Origin of the sequence: Acinetobacter sp. GD03645 (assembly GCF_029845285.1) — a bacterium.
GTDB lineage: Bacteria > Pseudomonadota > Gammaproteobacteria > Pseudomonadales > Moraxellaceae > Acinetobacter > Acinetobacter corruptisaponis.
In genome coordinates this window covers 29,491-47,621 of the sequence record NZ_JAOCLL010000011.1, presented here as the reverse complement: position 1 = coordinate 47,621, position 18,131 = coordinate 29,491, and the positions used below count along the sequence as shown (strand labels likewise).

17 protein-coding genes are annotated in these 18,131 nt (G+C 42.3%); 8 read left to right on the top strand and 9 right to left on the bottom strand.

The window, feature by feature from the left end; genetic code table 11:
• Position 1: 1 nt before the first annotated feature.
• Positions 2-793 carry an alpha/beta hydrolase gene (locus N5J47_RS10480; RefSeq protein WP_279959846.1) on the bottom strand — a complete coding sequence of 264 codons (792 nt, stop codon included), beginning with the start codon at positions 791-793 and terminating at the stop codon, positions 2-4.
• Positions 794-958: 165 nt separating this feature from the next.
• Complete coding sequence (gene sppA / locus N5J47_RS10475) at positions 959-1,981, bottom strand: signal peptide peptidase SppA (protein WP_279959845.1); 1,023 nt, start codon at positions 1,979-1,981, stop codon at positions 959-961.
• A gap of 138 nt (positions 1,982-2,119) precedes the next feature.
• On the opposite strand from sppA, the gene N5J47_RS10470 reads away from it, so the two are divergent.
• Positions 2,120-3,076, top strand: a complete 957-nt coding sequence (locus tag N5J47_RS10470) for a lysophospholipid acyltransferase family protein (RefSeq protein WP_279959844.1) — start codon at positions 2,120-2,122, stop codon at positions 3,074-3,076.
• Position 3,077: 1 nt separating this feature from the next.
• On the opposite strand, the gene N5J47_RS10465 is transcribed toward N5J47_RS10470, so the two are convergent.
• From N5J47_RS10465 to N5J47_RS10455, 3 genes are all read right to left on the bottom strand, one after another.
• Positions 3,078-5,504 carry a DNA internalization-related competence protein ComEC/Rec2 gene (locus tag N5J47_RS10465; RefSeq protein ID WP_279959843.1) on the bottom strand — a complete coding sequence of 809 codons (2,427 nt, stop codon included), beginning with the start codon at positions 5,502-5,504 and terminating at the stop codon, positions 3,078-3,080.
• An 84-nt stretch (positions 5,505-5,588) separates the two neighbouring features.
• Positions 5,589-6,275 carry a lipoprotein-releasing ABC transporter ATP-binding protein LolD gene (gene lolD / locus N5J47_RS10460; RefSeq protein WP_279959842.1) on the bottom strand — a complete coding sequence of 229 codons (687 nt, stop codon included), beginning with the start codon at positions 6,273-6,275 and terminating at the stop codon, positions 5,589-5,591.
• Positions 6,268-7,503: a lipoprotein-releasing ABC transporter permease subunit gene (locus N5J47_RS10455; RefSeq protein ID WP_279959841.1), complete on the bottom strand. Its 1,236-nt coding sequence runs from the start codon at positions 7,501-7,503 to the stop codon at positions 6,268-6,270. Before N5J47_RS10455 ends, lolD begins: the two co-directional genes overlap by 8 nt.
• Before the next feature lie 25 nt (positions 7,504-7,528).
• Between N5J47_RS10455 and N5J47_RS10450 the strand changes: the two genes are divergently transcribed.
• Complete coding sequence (locus N5J47_RS10450) at positions 7,529-8,110, top strand: PilZ domain-containing protein (RefSeq protein ID WP_279959840.1); 582 nt, start codon at positions 7,529-7,531, stop codon at positions 8,108-8,110.
• Positions 8,111-8,129: 19 nt separating this feature from the next.
• On the opposite strand, the gene N5J47_RS10445 is transcribed toward N5J47_RS10450, so the two are convergent.
• Positions 8,130-9,023, bottom strand: coding sequence for an EamA family transporter (locus tag N5J47_RS10445; RefSeq protein WP_279959839.1), 894 nt, complete (start codon positions 9,021-9,023; stop codon positions 8,130-8,132).
• A gap of 10 nt (positions 9,024-9,033) precedes the next feature.
• Positions 9,034-9,525, bottom strand: a complete 492-nt coding sequence (locus N5J47_RS10440) for a YaiI/YqxD family protein (protein ID WP_279959838.1) — start codon at positions 9,523-9,525, stop codon at positions 9,034-9,036.
• A 182-nt stretch (positions 9,526-9,707) separates the two neighbouring features.
• Here N5J47_RS10440 and N5J47_RS10435 point away from each other — a divergent pair, with 182 nt between their 5' ends.
• On the top strand, positions 9,708-10,646 hold the full coding sequence (locus tag N5J47_RS10435) for a hypothetical protein (protein WP_279959837.1): 939 nt from the start codon (positions 9,708-9,710) through the stop codon (positions 10,644-10,646).
• 36 nt (positions 10,647-10,682) lie between these two features.
• On the top strand, positions 10,683-10,826 hold the full coding sequence (locus tag N5J47_RS10430; protein ID WP_004761646.1) for a hypothetical protein: 144 nt from the start codon (positions 10,683-10,685) through the stop codon (positions 10,824-10,826).
• Positions 10,827-10,907: 81 nt separating this feature from the next.
• Here N5J47_RS10430 and serC read toward each other — a convergent pair whose 3' ends face one another.
• Positions 10,908-11,987: a 3-phosphoserine/phosphohydroxythreonine transaminase gene (gene serC / locus N5J47_RS10425; protein WP_279959836.1), complete on the bottom strand. Its 1,080-nt coding sequence runs from the start codon at positions 11,985-11,987 to the stop codon at positions 10,908-10,910.
• 349 nt (positions 11,988-12,336) lie between these two features.
• On the opposite strand from serC, the gene N5J47_RS10420 reads away from it, so the two are divergent.
• Genes N5J47_RS10420 through N5J47_RS10405 form a run of 4 tightly spaced genes read left to right on the top strand, consistent with a single transcriptional unit; the run spans position 12,337 to position 17,243 of the window.
• Positions 12,337-13,833, top strand: a complete 1,497-nt coding sequence (locus N5J47_RS10420; protein ID WP_279959835.1) for a TolC family protein — start codon at positions 12,337-12,339, stop codon at positions 13,831-13,833.
• A 12-nt stretch (positions 13,834-13,845) separates the two neighbouring features.
• Positions 13,846-15,006, top strand: a complete 1,161-nt coding sequence (locus N5J47_RS10415) for an efflux RND transporter periplasmic adaptor subunit (RefSeq protein ID WP_279959834.1) — start codon at positions 13,846-13,848, stop codon at positions 15,004-15,006.
• Between the two features lie 3 nt (positions 15,007-15,009).
• On the top strand, positions 15,010-16,140 hold the full coding sequence (locus tag N5J47_RS10410; RefSeq protein WP_279959833.1) for an ABC transporter permease: 1,131 nt from the start codon (positions 15,010-15,012) through the stop codon (positions 16,138-16,140).
• Positions 16,137-17,243 carry an ABC transporter permease gene (locus N5J47_RS10405; RefSeq protein ID WP_279959832.1) on the top strand — a complete coding sequence of 369 codons (1,107 nt, stop codon included), beginning with the start codon at positions 16,137-16,139 and terminating at the stop codon, positions 17,241-17,243. The genes N5J47_RS10410 and N5J47_RS10405 overlap by 4 nt, the downstream gene beginning before the upstream one ends.
• A gap of 29 nt (positions 17,244-17,272) precedes the next feature.
• On the opposite strand, the gene N5J47_RS10400 is transcribed toward N5J47_RS10405, so the two are convergent.
• Entirely contained in the window at positions 17,273-17,986 is a 714-nt protein-coding gene (locus N5J47_RS10400) for a hypothetical protein (RefSeq protein ID WP_279959831.1), read from the bottom strand.
• Positions 17,987-18,131 lie beyond the last annotated feature (145 nt).

The window sequence follows — 18,131 nt, the reverse complement described above, 5'->3', positions numbered from 1 at the left end:
CTTAAATAACCAGATTTTTAATTTTTTCGGCAGTTTCCACAGGATGTTCCAGAGGAAACATATGCCCCCCCTGCTCAATTGAAAATGGAATGCCTAGTTTTCTTTTTGCCACTTGCGGAAATTTTTCCTTTAAAAACACACTGTCGCTTCCAACCATGAGATGTACAGGAACAGGTGGTTTAGGCATTGGCAACCACCACATTGATGGTGTTGTTCTAAACATCGCCACTTCATCATCTTTTGGAATGGTTAAAGTCACACCACCACGCTGTGGATCATTGGTCAAAGCATGATCAATGTAGGCTTGAAAACAGTCTGCATCAAAATGTTGGTAAAACCCTCTTGAACCTAATAACTCAGCCGCCTGCTCACGGGATTCCCAGTGATCACGTCGGCGTACCGACAAACCTGCTGGCGTGATTTTATCGACCAATTTAGGTTTAAAAATTTTGGCAAGATGAAAGACAAACGAGGCTTTGCCAATAATCAGTGGTGGATCGAGCATAATCACTTGTGAAAACAATTCTGGACGACGATAGGCTGCCATCAAGGTGAGTACTGAACCTAGGGAATGCCCTAAGCCAATCACTTTTCGCCCTTGCGCCTGCTGTACAATGCTATCAATGATTTGGTCAACCAAATGTGCCCAGCCATGTGTAATTGGATAACGCTTATCTGTTCCAATTTCTGCCACATAAATAATGTCATATTGATCTTTTAACTGATCAAACAGTTTTTGATAGACTTTTGATGGAACACCATTGGCATGGGCAAAATGAATCAAAGGTTTCATAAACTTGTCTTTTATTTTCACTGATTGGTCAATTATCTCGTTCTATGCATGTATTGCAAATAAAAGGGAGAACTGTGCAGTTATTTTTACAATAAAAAGGCTGTGATATACACAGCCTGATTAAGATCAACACAGCGCTTTTATCGAAGCGCTGCATCAGATATGTTATTGTATTTTCGCATTTTGCTGAGTTTCCAATTGTGCTGCAAGAGAGCTACTAATCCCTTCGCCAATCTTTGCACCCATACGCCCCAAAATAGACTCTAAAGGATTACGTTGAACGGTATAATCCACTTTTTGATCCACCTTTAACTCACGCATCAGGGTGGTAATGCTACCACTACGATCTGCAACACCAAGCGCAATTGCCTGTTCACCCGTCCAGAATAAACCAGAGAAAACCGCTGGATCATTCGATTTTAAACGTTTGCCACGTCCCTCTTTAACCGCATTGATAAAGTGACCATGAACATTATCCAGCAATGCCTGAACGTGCGCACGCTGTTCAGGGTTAATCGGCTTGGTCATACTCAGGATATCTTTGTTATTACCCGATGTTAAGGTACGGTCTTCTACACCCAATTTCTGTGCCAAACCGCTTAAACCATAGTTCGGCATGATCACACCAATCGAACCCACCAAACTTGATGGATTGACGATGATTTCATCCGCTGCCGAAGCAATATAGTAGGCACCAGAAGCACCCATATCACCAATCACGGCATAGACCTTTTTATTGGGATGCTGTTTTTTCTGATAACGAATTTCTTGCCAGATTTCGTCCGACTGCACAGGTGATCCACCAGGCGAGTTAATATTGAGAACAATCGCCTTGCTGCCACTTGCTTCAAATGCCCGTTTTAAGGCCTTGTTGGTATCTTCACTATTGACTGTAGACTGACCCGCAGAGGAATCAATGGTGCCAACAATATCAACAATTGCCAAATGACTGCTGCCAATACTGGTGGTTGATTTTTCTGTGCTGGTCGAACACCCCTTACTCATTGCAATCAGTACAATCAGTAAATATGCAAAACCCAAACATTTAAAAAAGATACTCCAACGGCGGCTACGGCGTTGTTCTTCGACAGAAGCCAAGACAGCTTTTTCTAAAATCTGCCATTCTTTGCCTGTCACATTATTCGAATTTGTTGGTTCATTTTGTGGTTTTGGTGGCCAATCGGACATAAGATTCCAATCCAATGTATTTTAAAAGTGGCCTTATTATATACGCTGATTGGTACAAAACTGTTTAAATAACTTGTTTGAACTTATAATTATTTTTTGCATTATACTGGTTTCCTGTAATTCTCAGAATTTCAATACATGACTCAGCCAAATTCAAACCGTTCAAGTTATCGCCTACTCAAGCTCATTAGTCGCCAGCCGATTCAGTTAGGACGTTTTTTTGCACGTTTGGTTGCAGTCTTACTTACCACATTTCAGCTTTCCAAACTTTCAAAAATTATTCGACTCAACATACAAATTGTGTTTCCCGACTTGGGTGAACCAGAGAGAGAACAGCTCACCAAACAGGCGATTCGCAATGAATTAACCTCTTATTTTGAGTTTGTCAGTATTTGGGGAGCCTCCAATCAAAAGAATATTCAACAAATTCAAAAGATTCATGGTGAACATTATTTCCATGCAGCATTGGCAGAACAAAAAGGTCTGGTTTTGATTATTCCCCACTTTGGAACCTGGGAAGTGATGAATGCATGGCTCTCAAAATATACACAGATGACCATTTTGTATAAACCTGTCAAAAATCCTGATGCTGACCAATTTGTCCGTGATGCACGCAGTCGTGAACAGGCTCATCTTGTCCCTACCGATGAAAGCGGTGTTCGGCAGATTTTTAAGGCCCTGAAACAAGGTGGAACAACCGCAATCCTGCCTGATCATACCCCTGATCATGGTGGTGAAATGATCAACTATTTTGGTATTCCACTTGCTTCAAGCAGTCTGAGTGCGAAACTCATTCAAAAAACCAAGGCCAAAGCACTCCTACTCTATACCATGAGAAATGAACAAGATGGTTTTGACATGCATATTGAACCGATCAATCCTCAGATTTATGAGGGAAGTGCCGAAGATGGCACGCTGATCATTCACCAGACTCTGGAGCAGCTAATTCAACGCTACCCCGCGCATTACCACTGGAGTTATAAACGTTTTAGCGCCAATCCTGCCCTTAAAAAAATTTATGATATTGATGAGAATGACGCTTTGACTAAGGTTGCAGAGGTTCGTCAGCAATACCAATCTCAGGAAAATGCTTAGGCTATTTTCTTTCCAGCCATTTCACCTGTTGACGTTGTTGCCTTAGCTCCACTTTGCCATTTTCAAATACAAAACTGATGGTTCCTGCCTGTACTGTCGTGAACAAAGGAATGTGTAACGCCTGTAAACGGTTTTGTAGTTCCTGACTTGGATGACCATAACGGTTATTAAAACCAGCCGAGGCAATCGCAAGTTTCGGTTTTAATGTTGCCAGAAAATCATAAGCTGAACTGTGTTTACTGCCATGATGACCAAGTACCAAGACATCCACTTTCAAATCAGGATATTGTCGCAACAATTTATATTCAGTTTCCCAGCCTGCATCGCCCATAATGAGGAAGTTTTGATACGGCTGAGCATCTAAAAACTGTAGATACACCACACAGGATTGTTCATTTTGCTGATCTTTTGCATAAACCAATTCTTCAGGGCGTGGGGATAGAATTTCAATTTTTACATTTGCGTAAGACCAGTTTTGACCTTGCTGGCAAAATGAAAAGTTATCCTTGAACTGCATTTTTTCATTGCGTTCATTGGACTGAACCTGAGTGATTGCAAAGGCATTTTGAATCGCGGGAAATGCGCCACTATGGTCTTGATCGAGATGCGATAGGATCACGTGATCCAGATATCGAACGCCCTGTTGGCGTAAGAATGGAATCACCACCCGTTCACCTAAACTAAACTTGCTCTCATCATATGACCCACCTGTATCAATCATTAATATCTGCTGAGGATGCTGTAAAAGAACCGATTGTCCTTGCCCCACGTCCAGAATATTTAAAATCGTGGGTTGTGATTTTACCCCCCATACAATAGGTAAGAAGCAAACCAAAGCCCAAACTTTTGGCAACGTCCCTTTGGGCATAAATAAAATGATTAAACCCAAAATCAAACTGACCATCATTAATGGTGTACAACTGACACCATATAAATGAGGAGAAATCTGCTGTAATCCATTTAAAATCCATATTAACAACGATAATAGAATATCATTAAGCTGAAACAACAACTGCCCCAAGGCTGGAATGATCAACCAGACACACGCAGCAATAATATCCAAAGGCACAACCAGACCACTTAATATTGGAATGGCAATCAGATTAGTGAGTGGTGCAATCCATGAAATCTGCTGAAAGAAAATCAAGACCAAGGGCAATAAGGCAACGAATATTTTCCACTGGGACTCAATTAAAACTTTTATCGCAAAAATGACTTTTTGCGTTTTTGTTGCCACCTGATCTTTGGGTAGGTCATTGATGGTTTGATAAATCCTGAGCAGAATAAAACATGCGCCATAAGACAACCAAAAAGCTGCTGATAAAATGCTAAATGGATCATAAATCAATAATAGGCTTACACTATACACCAGCAATGCAAAGGGTTGAATCGCTTGCCGAAATACCAGAAAAACACTGGCAATGATGACTGTTAACAAGGTTCTAATTGCTGGAATTTCAAAACCGACAAAAGCGACATATAACAGAACACTTAATCCAAATGGCAGTAGCACTAAAATCTGTCGTGGTTGCCACAAATACAGCTTCGGATAATAACATTGTACCAATCTTTGCAAAATCCAAGTCAACATTAAGGCAAAAATCAATACATGAGGCCCTGAAATCGCCAATAAGTGAGAGATTCCAAGCTGTTGAAACTGTTGTTTTAAAGCACTGGATAATAGGCTTTCATCACCTGTCAGCAAGGCCAAAAGCAGACCTTTGTAATGTAGATTTGAACTCTGTAGCATCTGCCGAAATGCCAAACGTTTTGTTTCAACATTTAACAGCAACTTAGCCCGAAAGCCCTGTTGCTGCTTTAAGTGCTGCTGATAACCCAAGGCATAAATCTCATCAGGGCTTAAAGGCTGAATCTGCTGTACGGAAAATGCCGACATCACATTTTGCTGTAAAAACCATTTTTCCTGATCAAATGCGCCTGCAACCGCATAACTATGTGCTGGCTTAATCTTGCCATAGACTCGGTAATAATGACCAAGCTGTAAGGATTGAGACTGAACAGTTTGATCTCTATCCTGCTTGAGATAAAGCAACCAATTTAAGGGTTGGGCATGTCGATTGAGCACCTCCGCAATTTGTTTGTGTCCATCTTCTGTCAGTTCATCTAGGTTCTTAATATAAACAATGGCTTCAAATGGCTGTGGTTCAAGCTCCCTAAGCTGAAGTCGCTGTTGTAAGGCAGAATCTGCAAAATGATACCCTCCACAAAAGAGTGCCCAACTGGCACTGATCAGGATAAGAAATTTATACAGAGGCTGATTCAGATAGAATCGTTTTGCATATAACCCAAAACCAAATATTGCAACTGCCAAAAGTAGCCAACTCCACCATGTCTGATCAACAAACGGTAGACTTTTCCCCATGACTGCAATACCAGCAATCCATCCCAATAAAATAAGCTTTAACATCTATTTTTAATAAAGTTTTTGATTTTTCTGAGGGCAAAATTAAAGCCCATTTTCAGGGCTTTAACAAGAAATTATGTAAAATATTTATGATTGTCCAATCCATAAACCATCCTGCATATGCAGGATTGAATCAGCTGACTGTGCCAACTGCTCATCATGGGTCACGATCAGCATCGCCATATTCAGCTCTTTTTTCAAGTCAGTCAGTAACTCAAAAATACTCAAGGCCGTTTTACGGTCAAGGTTGCCTGTTGGTTCATCCGCAAGCACTACAGCAGGCTTGGTCACCAAGGCACGGGCCAAAGCCACACGCTGGCGTTCACCGCCAGAAAGTTCACCAGGTTTATGATCCATGCGGTGTGACAAGCCAACACGATCAAGCAAGTATTCAGCCTGTTTCTTCACATCCTTAAAGTTACTTTCACGACGCAACATTAACGGCATTGCCACATTTTCCAGAGCCGAAAACTCAGGCAGTAAATGATGGAACTGATAAACGAAACCCAGATATTGATTACGCTTATAGCCACGCTCCGCTTCGCCTAAATTGTCAAAACGTTGCCCTTGTAAAAATACCTGTCCCTGTGAGGGTTGCTCCAAACCACCCAACACATGCAGCAGTGTACTTTTACCTGAACCACTCGAACCGACAATAGATACGAACTCACCCACGTTCACTTGCAGTGACAAGCCTTTGATGACTTCAACCTTACTTTTGCCATCATCAAAATGTTTATAGATGTCTTTGGCTTCCAAAACAATCTTACTCATAACGCAACGCCTCGGCAGGTTGGACTTTAGCTGCACGCAATGCAGGGTAAATGGTCGCAAGGAAGCTTAACAATAATGAAACTGTGACAATCACCACCACATCCTGCCATCTGAGATAGGATGGTAGGTAATGCACAAAATAGGCATCAAACAGGTTCAAGCCTAAAGCGGTGTTGAACCATGAAATAATATCACTGATGGTCAAGGCCAAAGTCACACCTAAAATTGTCCCTGCAATCGTTCCAATAACCCCAATCACTGTCCCCTGCACCATAAAGATTTTGGTAATCATGGAAGGTGAGGCACCCAGGGTACGCAGGATTGCAATGTCAGATTTTTTATCAGTCACGACCATGACTAACGATGAAACGATGTTAAATGCGGCCACCACAATAATCAGCACCAATAATAAACCAACTAAAGTCTTTTCCATCTGGATCGCATTGAACAAATTGCCATGTGTATAGGTCCAGTTGGATGCATAGAAGTTGCTTGGTAACTGGCTCACAATATCATTGGCCACTTTAGGGGCAGCAAAAATATCATCCAGTTTTAAGCGAACGCCCTGCGCACCAGCTGGCAGACGCAACAAGGTTGAGGCATCATTTAGGGCGATATAGCCGACCATCGAGTCCACCTCTGCCCCCACACTAAAAATACCAACGACCTTAAAACGTTTAAAACGCGGCACCACGCCTGCTGGGGATGGTGTCGCCTCTGGCAGAACCAAAGTCACGTTGTCATTTAGGCCCAAGCCCAGTGCATCAGTCATATCCTTACCAAGGACAATACCGAACTCACCTTTTTTCAATGCATTTAAATCACCAGAGACCATGTGGTTTTGAATGATCGAAACCTTTTTTTCATATTCAGGCTCAATCCCTGTTACCATAATGCCAGCCACTTGTCCCTGGGCAGTCAACATGCCCTGTAACTGGGTAAATGGCGCAACTCCAGTGACATGCGGATGGTGCTCAACCTTTTTTACAAGCTCAGGCCAATCTGTTAGAATTTGAGTAGAAGAAACAGTGGCTTGTGGAACCATTCCCAGAACACGATTTTTTAATTCGCGGTCAAAACCATTCATGACAGATAACACTGTAATGAGGACAGCAACGCCCAGGGTTAAACCAATCATGGAAACCAGGGCGATAAAAGAAATAAAATGATTACTCCGCCGAGCACGAGTGTATCTCAACCCTATATACAGCGAAATTGGCTTAAACATACCATCTAGTCCGAGGTGATTTATTATGGAAAATACACTGCATCATGTTGTTGACGACAACACTGAACGTCGTGTGATGTCTCGTATTGATGCCGTGTTGAGAATCAACTATCAAGTCATTCCCGACGATGTTGCGCTGAATGACCCGTATGACTCTCATTTTGTATTGCCACGCTATTTTCTACTACTTGCTGAATTAGATCAATTTGATCATGCATTTCGCTACGAATTAGAACAATTAAATGAAAAAGATCAACAAATTGCCCGCATCTTATCCCTTTTTAACCAGAAACTGAACCTGATTACAGGCTCTTTTTATGACAATATCGTGCAGTCACTGTTGCCTGTACCTGAGCAGGTCAATGTTTCTGAACATGGATTAAGCTTTTCCAGCACTCAAGCCATTGCTGGAGAGACCTATATTCATATTACCCTGAGCCACCCTGAAAATTTCTTTCACATCGCAGCCATTGCCCAAGTGGCCTATTGCAACCCTGAAGAACAGGGCAAGTTCCGCATTGGTGCCTATTTCATCACATTAAACCCGCAGGACCGTGCCAAGCTGGCTGCCAGTATTCAACAGACACAACAGGATGAGCCGAATTAGTCATGATATAAGATATAACTTATATCTTTAAACGGCGATACAGGCCTAAATCTTTATAGAAATAAAGGAATAGGCCAAACAAAATTGCCACAGCACCCACAAATACCTGAGCTGACAATTGCTCATGGTTCAAGTAAGCCCCGATCAATATCGCCAGCATTGGTGTCATCACCGTTGTTAATGATAGTGTGGTCGCCTTTAGGTTCTGCACCAGTTTAAAATAGCAGAACATGGCAATCAGTGAGGCCATAATCACGGTATAACTGAGTGCCAATAGCGATTTGGCTGAGGGAAAATGAGTGGGTGCATACTGCCAAATCCACGGCAAAAGCAAAGTTGCCAACACGGTTGAGACGAGGATTGAACCTGTTGCCTGCGCCATAGGCTGCACATCCGCATTAATCTTTTTCACCAGAAAAATCGAGAGTGAATACGCAAATACACTGATCAGCATCAGGACAATGCCTATCGGCTGTACATGCTTCTGACTACCGCTGAGACAGATCAAGGCTAATCCAGCAATTGATGTACCCATGCCCACCCACTGCAATCCTGCTAGTTTTTGCTGGAAGCCAAAGCGTCCTATAAGTCCCGCCATAATCGGTGCCAATCCAAACATCAGTGCGATTAAACCTGAGCTTAAATACGCGGTGGCGGCATAGGTAAAGATCTGTGAACCAATCAGACTCAATGAACCTGCGATATAGCTGAGTAATGCAATTTTATGCGTGGGAAACTGAACCCTTAACAGCATTAAAATGGTTGCAGCCAGAGGCAAGGCAATGAAAAAGCGTAACACCAAAGCCCACATGGGATGTAAATCAGCCACACTCCAGACAATTGCCAACGGTGTGGTTGCCCAGATAAACACCAGCAATGCATAGCTAAGCATGAGATTCATACGTGATGGCATAATAGCAGGCTCAAGAAGAAGCTGTTTTCCGTTTTTGCTTTAAAATGGTCTGGTCTAATGAACTTGAAAACTCACGTTTATCCCGTTCCGAGATTGGCGGTGGACCGCCTGTTTGCACACCTGCGCCACGCAGGGTGTCCATGAAATCGCGCAAATGCAGACGTGCCTTGACATTGGCAGTGGTATAAATCTCACCACGAGGATGGATGGCAATGCCACCTTTTTCAATTACCTGGGCGGCAAGCGGAATATCCTGCGTAATCACAATGTCATTTTCCTGCATTCGTTCCACAATTTCCTGATCGGCTCGGTCTGCCCCACTCATCACCTGAATTGATTTAATCCGCACCGATGGGGCAATGCCCACATTTTGGTTGGCTACAAAAGTCACTTCCAGTTGGTAACGGTCAGAGGCACGTAAAATCACCTCACGCAAAATTTTAGGCAGCGCATCGGCATCCACCCACAATTTAAATGGCAGCACGTTGGATAGGCTCAACAAGGAAAAAATATAGTGTAGCAGATTGCCATGACAGTGGAACGAACAATACTGCCAATGTTGAGACAGGTATTTTTTACATCTAAAAATGAATTAAATTCCATAGAATTACATATCCAGACTTGAAAAAATGCTGTGACCCTCGATTTAATAGAATAAGTTCAATCTCTTTGTATTATGTTTTTATGAAAAATCAGAACAGTCCAGAAACCATTAAAATTCAAGATCAAAATTTCGGTCATCATGTCGAGCATTGGAACCTATTGACAGAAACACCCGAAACAGATGTACCACAATGGTTGGGACTGGCGCTGGATGCACCTGTGATGCCCATGGGTCTATGTGAAGATGAACAGGAGATGGACCAGTCATTCTGGCTGATTCAGGGGCCAAGTGGTGAGGCGATCTCGATTAATCAAATTATTGCGGTTGAGGACCAAAAGCCACGCGCGTTAAAAACCGCATTTCCAAGTTTTGAAAGCCCATATAAATACGAAGCAAAAATTGAACGAGTAATTACCTGTGATTCCGCAACCCAGGCAGTATTAAGATTAAGCCTAAATAAAAATACGGTTATTTATGCCTTTGATAGTTTATTTAGTGTAAATCGCTGTCAATATGACAAAAACCAGAGTTATCAGGTTCAATTTAATGCCTGGGCATACGAACTGGAAACCGTTTCTAAAGATGAGAAAATCATTGTTGATGATCCAGCCTCAATTAAGCACCACCGCGCATTAAATGCAATTCTGGCGGAACATAATGGGATTGCCCCCGATAACCTACAGGAACTGATTAATGAGTGGCAACCAAAAACCCCAGAAGATCAAGAACCTGTCACTGTCGACTTTTCTAAAATGGTCGCCTATTTATATGGTGAGACATTAGGTCAGGAAGATGAAGCATGGTTTCAGGGAAATATCGTGGGTAAAACCACCATGCAGTTTATGCAGGATGAATATACCCTGTATGATGTGACGCTGGTATTGGAAGATGATTTACCCGCAATTTTAATACGTATTGCAACTAAAAATGTTTTGTATAAAAACTTTAACATTGGTGAATATATTCGCGGCAACCTATGGATTCAGGCGAATATTTATGCTAAAACTGCACTAAAGTGACAAAAAATCACATAAATGGCATTTTTAGGCGTTCTAATGAAAATTATACCAGAACAAACGACCACCAGTCTTATTCCATCGAGTGATCAAGGCCTTAAACTTGATGTTGGTGCTTTTTGCTTTTTTTTACTTGGTATGTTTTTAGCAGCACTTATTTTTCATCAAATTGGCTTGTTCTAATTTTTGACCATTTCCAACTTATACATATAAACAAAAGCCCTCGATGTTGAGGGCTTTTGTTTTAGGGATGTTATTTACTGCTTAACCATGACGTTTGGCAAAATCATCCATAAAGTTCACAAGTGCCTGAACACCCTCTAAAGGAACTGCGTTATAGATACTTGCACGCATACCACCTACTGAACGGTGACCTGCCAGATTAAGTAAATGGTTCTGTTCAGCCTCTTTCAGGAATGTTTTCTCAAGTGCTTCATCAGCTAGGGTAAATGGCACATTCATCATTGAACGGTTTGCAATGGCGATTGGATTGTTATAGAAATCGCTAGAATCAATATAACCATAAAGGAGTTTTGCCTTGTCCTGGTTGATTTTGTAGATTGCATCTACACCACCCTGCTCAAGCAGCCATTCAAATACCAGACCAGACAAATACCATGCATAGGTCGCTGGCGTATTGACCATTGAACCATTCTTGGCTTGGTCGCCATATTTTAGGATGCTTGGAATTTCAGGTTTTGCCTGATCCAGCAAATCATCACGAATAATGACAATGGTTAATCCCGCAGGACCAATATTCTTTTGCGCACCCGCGTAGATGAGACCGAATTTGCTCACATCCAATGGCGCAGACAAAATACTTGAAGAAAAGTCACACACCAACGGCGCATTTACCTCTGGAACAGCCGCGAACTGTAAACCACCAATGGTTTCATTATCTGCATAATGCACATAAGCCGCATTATCAGAAAGGTTCCAAGTGCTTTGTTCAGTAATCGCATGTTTGCCATCGATTAAAGTACCCGCCTCAACGATATTAATATCGCCATAACGTTTCGCTTCTTTTAGTGCCTTTTCAGACCAGATTCCTGTATGGATATAATCTGCCTTGTTATTTTTTCCAAGCAGATTTAAAGGAATCGCGGAGAATTGTAAGGATGCACCACCTTGCAGGAACAATACTTTATAGTTCTCAGGGATATTCATGAGCTTGCGTAGATCAGCTTCCGCCTTTTCTGCCACAGCAACATAGTCATTGCTACGATGACTCATTTCCATGATCGACAAGCCTTTACCCTGCCAATCCAACATTTCCTGTTGAGCTTTTTCTAAAACGGCAGTAGGTAGTGCAGCAGGACCAGCGCAGAAATTATAAGCACGCATGAGTTTTCCCTTGTCAAAGTGAAACAAATTGAAATGGGCATTTAATCACAGATTGCTAAAGCTTGCAGCAGCTTATCGCGTAAATATTTCGATTTAACTGAAAATAATCGGTAATTTTTCAATCGTGTTTTTGTATCTGGTTTAAAGCAACGCCTCATTCATCAGTTTGATGTTTTTATCATCAAAAAACTGGATAAATCCATGTTGGAACTAGACTAAAAACTCTATTTTTTACAAATTCACTACACCATTCTTGACCATATAACTATTTAATTAAAAACATAATATTTGAATTTTATAAAAATAATTTAGACTAACGCAGGATATTATTAAATTGCGACATCAAATCATGTTGAAACGGCATCATCAACCGAATTTTAAGGTCAAACGGTTTCCAGGGCAGTTGAGTTTGAGTATCAGCTTGATCAGTTGTGCCCTGTTCTCCATGCCTGTATTTGCCCAAACCCTGAGCTATGGTGAAGCTGAACAATACGTTGTGGAGCATGCCTATGCCACACAAGCGCAGCAGGCGCTACAGCAAGCCTCTCAACTTGAAATGCAGGCGGTAAAGAATCTTGGCCTGCCCCGTATTGATTTAAATGCCCGTGCCTATTCATTTCACAGTGAAACCAGTGTTCCTCTGGAATCCAGTAAACGTAGACTGGAAAACTCATTGACCCGTGGTTTTGATGACAAATTATCGCAATGGCAAAATGTACTCCCACCAGAAGTGATTGACCAGGTTGGCCAGAGTTTTGATCAGGTGGTCAGTGACGGTCTGAATAAGGTTCCAAACGACCTGGATGTCACCATTCAGGATCATGATGTCCGCACCTCGGTTTCCATGGTGATGCCCCTGTATATGGGCGGAAAAATCAACAGCGCCAAGCAAATCGCCAATATTCAGGCACAGCGTTCCAACATCAGCGAAAAGCAGCAACAGGACACACAGCGCTTTGAAATGATTCAGGCTTATTTTAATGTGCAGTTGCAGCAACAATTGGGCAATTCTGCCCTGTTTAATTTAAATGCAATGCAGGAACACTACGGCAACGCAGTCAAGCTTGAGCAGCAGGGTTTTATTAACAAAGGCCAGCGGATGCAGTTTGAAGTTGCCCGCAACAATGCTGAACGCAGCTACCAAAATGCACAGGCAAACTTAAGGGCAAGCCAGTTTAGTCTGCAAAACCTGTTGCAAACCAAGCAAAGTATTCAGCTCTCCACCCCGCTTTTTGTGAATTTAACCCAAAATCATTCCCTGGATACACTACTTGCAAACTATGATCAAAATTCAAGCCTGATCAAGAAATTGCAGATGGATACCCAACTTGCCAATGAGAATGTCAAGGTGCAGCAATCGGCCAAGAAACCCAGTGTTTTTGCTTTTGGGGAATATGGATTGGACAGTAAAGAGAACTGGATTGTCGGTGTGATGGCAAAATATAACCTATTCTCTGGAATTGATAACAACAAGAATATTCGTGCGGCCGAGTTAAAAAAATATGCCGCAGAGTTGATGACTGAGCGCACTAAGCAGGAAGTTGAAAATGTGCTGTATAAATCTTTCAGTGAATTAAATTCCTCTCAAACCAGCCATCGACTTCTCAGCCAAAATATTAAGGCAGCTCAGGAAAACCTGCGTATCCAGCAACTGTCCTTTAAGGAAGGCATGGGGACGGCCACTCAGGTCATTGATGCCCAGAATGCCCTAAACGGTTTAAAAACTGAAATGGCGATCAATGCCTATAAATACATCCTGTCACTGGCAACCTTACTGCAAAGCTACGGTTCGATTGATAAATTTAAGCTGTATGTCAATCAACCCCGTACTGACTATATCCGTTAATTGGAGAAATTTATGAGTCAAGATCAATCATCATCCAATTCAGAACGTGATATAGGTCAAGAGACGATTCCGACTGAAAATCAGAAAGCAGCTTCTGTTGAACCTGTTCAACCAGAAAAACAGCATGAGGATGTTTCAGCCAACACAACGACTCCGAACAGCAAAGCTGACTCAACTGGATCAGGCAAGGGCAATAAACTGAAACTGATCGTGTTTATTGTGGTTGTCATTTTACTTGGTCTGATTGCCTACGGTTTGTGGAAAGCCTATCTCCCAAAAACGATTGAGTTACAAGGTCGGGTTGAGTCGGAAACGGTACATATCAGCACCAAGGTACCTAGCCGTATTGAGGAATTTTATGTCACTGAGGGGCAAACCGTTAAAAAGGGTCAGGCTGTGGTGCGCTTTGTCAGTCCTGAACTGGAGGCTAAAAAGGAACAGGCACAGGCAGCCCTGCAAAGTGCAATGGCATTCCATTCAACGGTCTACCGTGGTGCCCAGCAGGAAAATATTGATACCCTCTATGCCAACTGGCAAGCCATGAAAACTCAGGCCGAATTGGCGGCAACCACCTATAAACGAGGTGAAAACCTTTACCAGCAAGGGGTGATTTCCCGTCAGCGCCGTGATGAAATGCTGGCGACCCAGACCTCTGCCCGTGAAACGGCGGAAGCATCCTATCAGCAATATGCACGCGCCAAACGTGGCAGTACTGAACAACAAAAGTCCACTGCTGATGCACAGGTTGCCATGGCTCAGGCTGCGGTGAAAGAAGCCAATGCCCTGGATGAAGAAACCAAGCTGTATTCCCCGACTGATGGAACCGTGTCCAAAACCTATGGCAAACCCACTGAACTGGTGGCGACAGGAATTCCAGTGGTCAGCATCATTGAAGACCATGATTTATGGGTGAGCCTGAATGTCCGTGAAGATATGTATAGCTCCATCTATAAAAGCAAAACCCTGGATGGTTTTATCCCTGCACTGAATCGCAAGGCCAGCTTCAAAGTAAAGAATATTGATGCTGAGGGTGACTTTGCCACCATTAAAACCACCCGCCAGACAGGTGGTTATGATATTCGCAGCTTCAAGTTTCACTTGGTTCCTGAACAATCTATTCCTGACCTAAAAGTGGGCATGAGTGTCCTGTTCAAGATTGAAGAGGCCAAATAACCGATGTTTGCTGTCATGCTTCGGGAATTACGCTATTTACAACGCCATAAAGCCGATCTTTTTATGGCGGTGGTTGCCCCTTTGCTGGTGATTGTTCTTTTTGCAAGCATGTTTTCATCAGGTAAGGCTGATCATTTGCCTATTGCCATTATTGACCAAGACCAAAGTGAAATGAGCCGCAAGGTGATTCATGCGCTCAGCATCAACCATACCCTCAAGGTAAAAACCATTACTGCCAGTCAGGATGAAGCCGAGCGGCTGGTCAACAGTACGCAGGTATGGGGATTTGTCTTGATTCCAGATGGTGCCGAACAGCGTTTGGTCAAGGCACAGGATGCCCAAATCAGCATTGCCTATAACCAGTCCTTTTTTAGTATTGGTAACACCATTTCCTCCGCCATGCTGATCAGCACATTGAATGGCATGGCGGATTACATGGGAGAAAGTTATTTATCAAATAACATACCTTATCTGGACATGCCCACACCGCATATCAAGATTTCCACCCTGTATAATCCCAGCATGAGCTATGAACTGTTTCTGGAACCATTCATGGTGCCTGCGGTGCTACATCTACTGCTTTGCTGTTGTGTGGCTTTTGCCATTGGACAGGAATTTAAAAGAAATACCTTTGTTGAATGGGTTGATCCCAAACAGATTGTTTCCAGTTTTCTTGGAAAAATCCTACCCTATGTTTTCATTTTCTGTTTCTGGACATGGTGCTGGATGTTCTGGCTGGCACATATTCGTGGCTATTTTATTGCTGGTTCACTCAGCCTGATTTTAATTGCCCAGTTTCTGCTGTATTTTGCCTATGCAGTGATTAGCAGCACGGTGGTGTTGGCAACCAAGGATTTACCCAAAACCTTTGGTTTTATTGCACTCTATGGCGGCTCATCTCCAAGTTTTTCGGGCATTACCCTACCCTTGAACAATGCACCTGCATTTACCCAGTTCTGGTCAATGATTATTCCCTATACGCCCTATGCGAAACTACAGACCGAGCAATGGGTAATCGGCAGTGACCTATCGGTATCACTGCTTCCCTTTGGTATCCTGATCATTTTCTCAGCCTTGTATTTTGCTTTAAGTATTCGCCTGTTAAGGAAAAATACCCAGGAGCAATGCTCATGAAGTCATTTTTCTGTTATTACATTCAAACCTTTAAAAATATTGCCGCCAATACCTCAGTATTTACCACCCTGATTGCAGCAATCATTCTCTACAGTTTTTTCTATCCAACCGCCTATAAAGCCCAGTCAGCAGAAGATATTCCGATTGTGATTGTGGATGAGGAACAAAGTATCCTGACCTCAAAGATCATCAGTCAGGCCTCCAACAGCCCACACATCCACATCATCACGGTGACTGATAATTTTCTCGAAGCAGAGCAATTGGTTAAAAACCAGAAAGCCGAGGGTATCCTGTTATTGCCAGAAAACCTGACCAATAGCCTAAAACATGGTGAAATGGGTGGGATTGGTCTGTATCTCAGCACTGCCTACTTCATCCGAACCAAGGAAGTGGGAACAGGCTTGGCGGGTTCGATTGAATCGACCTTACAGGACTATTTTGAAAAGTTTGGTGAGGCTTCACAATTTCATCCTGAACTTTCAATTCACCAAATCCCATTGTTTAATACCCTGTCAGGTTACGGGAGTTATATCTTTCCTGCGGTGGCCAGCCTGATTATTCATCAGACCATTTTACTTGGCTTGGCAATGCTCATCGCCAGTTACCGTGAAAAAGGCTGGATTGCTGAAAGATTAGAATTCTGGGCGATTTTTGCAGCCATTCTCACCATCAGTTGTCTGGGTTGCCTGTATCTATTCGGTTTTACTTTCTGGTTTTATGAATATCCTCATGGCGGCAATTTCTGGGGCATGTTACTTGCTGTACCGATTTATGTGAGTTGTATTATAGGCCTAGCGATGCTGGTGGGTTCACTGGTAGATATGCCTGAACGAGTTGGGCATTTGATTGTGGTGACCTCCGTTCCCCTGTTTTTACTGACGGGAACCGCATGGCCACATGAAGCAATGCCTGAATGGATGCAGTGGTTTGCATGGACACTGCCCTCCACTCATGGGGTACAGATGTTTGTGCAGCTCAATCAGATGGGTGTACCCACTACCATTGTTGTGCCAAAACTGATTTATCTCGCGACTGTAGGCGCTATTTTATTGGTGCTTTCCTATTATCGCTTGGTAATGATGAAACCGATAAAAGGAAGCTGATTAGCTTCCCTTTACGATATAGAGCATTGTTAAATATTGGAATTATTTATCAGTGATGTTAGCTTGTCTTTAGCGGAATCCTGTAGCAATACGCCGTGTGCAGAAATCAGGTGTTGAAAATCCAGTTGTAACAATCGATCAAAATCACTTTTTAAGCTACCTTGCTTCGGTGTTACCCGCTTTAGCCAAGGTCCACCAATAAATAGCCCCAACCGAAATCCCATGAGATAGATAATGATCTTGCTGAGAAAACTAAAATATTTCCAGTCATTCCAATATTGAATACTGTCTGTGCTAATCAACAGTTTTTTATCTTTTATAAATAAGATTGCTTCTGGGCAAGTTGCCTGCTCAAAGATAAAGAATTCGGAATTTTTGATAGGTGGCTGTGTATCTGCCTGAATAATCTGTTGGGGAATAAGCTTGGGATAATTCACATGATGAGATTGGCTCCAGAATGTTGCCTGATAACGGTCAATATAAAACTGATCATCCAAACCATGAAAATCGCCTAAACGAATGATATGCCGCACTTGTCCCAAGCTTTCCAATTTTTTTAATTCAGGTTCAGAGATTCGAACAGCATTGATTAATGTCAGTTCATTCCCCTGTTTCAAAATCATCATGTTACGATTCATTGAAAGACCCAATCCAAGCCTTACACTTCCCCTCAACAAATAAATATTCTCAAATATTTCAACAATTGGATCGTGTGGATAAATAGGTGCATATTTTTTTGTCATGATTATTTTCTCAGTTATTTTAATATCAATATATTTTATACATTTAAAACAAAAATATTAGATTGACCAATATATAAGAAGCTCAGTCAATAAAGCAACAAGCATAAAAAACCCAAAGCTGACTTTGGGTTTTTTACCACGAGAC